The sequence below is a fragment of the Nocardiopsis halophila DSM 44494 genome (assembly GCF_000341245.1).
Taxonomy (GTDB): Bacteria; Actinomycetota; Actinomycetes; order Streptosporangiales; family Streptosporangiaceae; genus Nocardiopsis_A; species Nocardiopsis_A halophila.
In genome coordinates this window covers 1-1,866 of record NZ_ANAD01000046.1, presented here as the reverse complement: position 1 = coordinate 1,866, position 1,866 = coordinate 1, and the positions used below count along the sequence as shown (strand labels likewise).

Sequence of the window (1,866 nt, the reverse complement as noted above, 5' to 3'; positions counted from 1 at the left end):
GCCGGGCCCCCCCCCCCCCCCCCCGCCGAGGCCTCCGGCGCCTCCGGTGCCCGGGGGGCGCCGCGGCGCCCCGCGGCCGACCGGCTGGTGGGCATCGACGTGGCCCGCGGCCTGGCGGTCCTGGGCATGTTCGTGGTGCACGTGGGCGTGGGCTGGACGCTGGCCGACGGCAGCAACGCCCTGTACGGGCTGGTGTCCGGGCGCTCGGCGGCGCTGTTCGCGCTGCTGGCCGGGGTGTCCATCGCCCTGCTGTCGGGCGGTCCCTCCCCCAAGGCCGGGCACGAGATGGGCGTAGCGCTGTGGCGGGTGGTCATCCGCGGCCTGATCATGCTGCCGGTGGGCACCCTGCTGACGATGCTGGGCACCCCCGTCTCGGTGATCCTGGCCTACTACGCGGTGTTCTTCGTCCTGGCGGCGCCGCTGATGAGCGAGCGCTGGAAGATCGTGGCCGGCACCGCCGCGGTGCTGGGCGTGCTGGGGCCGGTGGTCTCCTTCTACCTGCGCGACCTGATCTCGGGCGGGCCGCTCGCGGGCCCGGTGGGCGCGGTCAACTCCTACGACCCGCTGGTGTCCCTGGCCGGGGACGGGTTCGTGAACTTCCTGATCACCGGCGCCTACCCGGCCATCACCTGGATGCCGTTCGTGCTCGCCGGGATGGCGGTCGGCCGGCTGCGGCTGCGCCGCCGGGCGGTGCAGTGGTCGCTGGTGGGCGTGGGCGCGGGCCTTGCCGCGGTGGCCTACACCGCCTCCTGGGCGGCGCTGGAGCTGGGCGGGCGGGCCCGGTTGGAGGGGTCCTTCGACGCCTCGGTGATGGAGGCCTACGGCGGGGCGTCGAGCGTGGGCGAGGCGCTGCGGGAAGGGTTCCCCGGAACGGTTCCGGTGAACGACTGGGCGTGGCTGCTGGTGTCCTCGGGGCACAGCGGGACGCCGTTCGAGGTGTACGGGGCCGGGGGCATCGCGCTGGCGGTGCTGGGGCTGTGCCTGATCGTGGCGCCGTATCTGCGGTGGGCGGTGTATCCGCTGGCGGCGGTGGGTGCGCTGGCGCTGACCACTTATGTGGGGCATGTGCTGGTGATCCGGCTGGCGGGGTCGGGACTGGTGGACGGGACGCCGCTGGCGTTCGTGTCGGACCGGTTGGACCTGACGGTGCTGGTGGGGGCGCTGGTGTTCGCGACGGTGTGGCGGCTGCTGGTGCGGCGCGGGCCGTTGGAGTGGCCGCTGCACGCGGTGTCGATGTGGGTGGCCAAGCGCATTCCGTGAGTGCGGGCGCCCGGCGGTCGTGCCGGGTGCCGGAGGCGTGGGCAGGGGCGGGGCGCGGGGCGTCCGGCCCCTTCGTCGTGGGGTGGGTGGAGGGGGTGGTGCCGGTCCCCTGCCCCGGGGCGGTCCGGCGCGGGGCGGTGGGGCGGCCGCGCTGCGGTCGAACAGCGGTGGCCGGGGTGTTCGAAAACGCCCGGGGCCAGTGTGGTGGGCGGGTTCGGGATCGGGGAGGGTTGGGGGCATGAGCACTGCGGAGTTCGTTGGAGGTTCTGTGCAGGGGGCCGGGGGCGCGCCGGGGCGGTCGGCTGCCGAGGCGGTGGAGGAGTACCTGGTGGCGCGGATGGCGGGCAAGCCGTCGCCGCACACGGTGGCGGCCTACCGGCGTGATCTGCGGGGGGTGCTGGAGTGTGCGGCGCAGGGTCTGGGGCGCCCGGAGGAGCGGGTGGGCCTGGAGGAGCTGGACGCGCAGGTGATGCGTAGGGCGTTCGCGGAGTTCGCGGCCGAGCGGGCGCCGTCGAGCGTGGTGCGGGCCTGGTCGACGTGGAACGGGTTCTTCGGGTTCTGGGTCTCGGAGGGGGCTCTGGCGGGCAATCCGATGCAGGCGGTGCG

At 75.1% G+C, this 1,866-nt stretch carries 2 protein-coding genes; both read left to right on the top strand.

Translation table 11 applies throughout. The features are described 5' to 3' along the window. On the top strand, positions 1–1,260 hold a 1,260-nt coding region (locus D450_RS0105725; RefSeq protein ID WP_017537719.1), incomplete at its 5' end, for a DUF418 domain-containing protein. 238 nt (positions 1,261–1,498) lie between these two features. After that, a partial coding sequence (locus tag D450_RS0105720; RefSeq protein ID WP_026128402.1) for a site-specific integrase occupies positions 1,499–1,866 on the top strand: 368 nt, incomplete at its 3' end.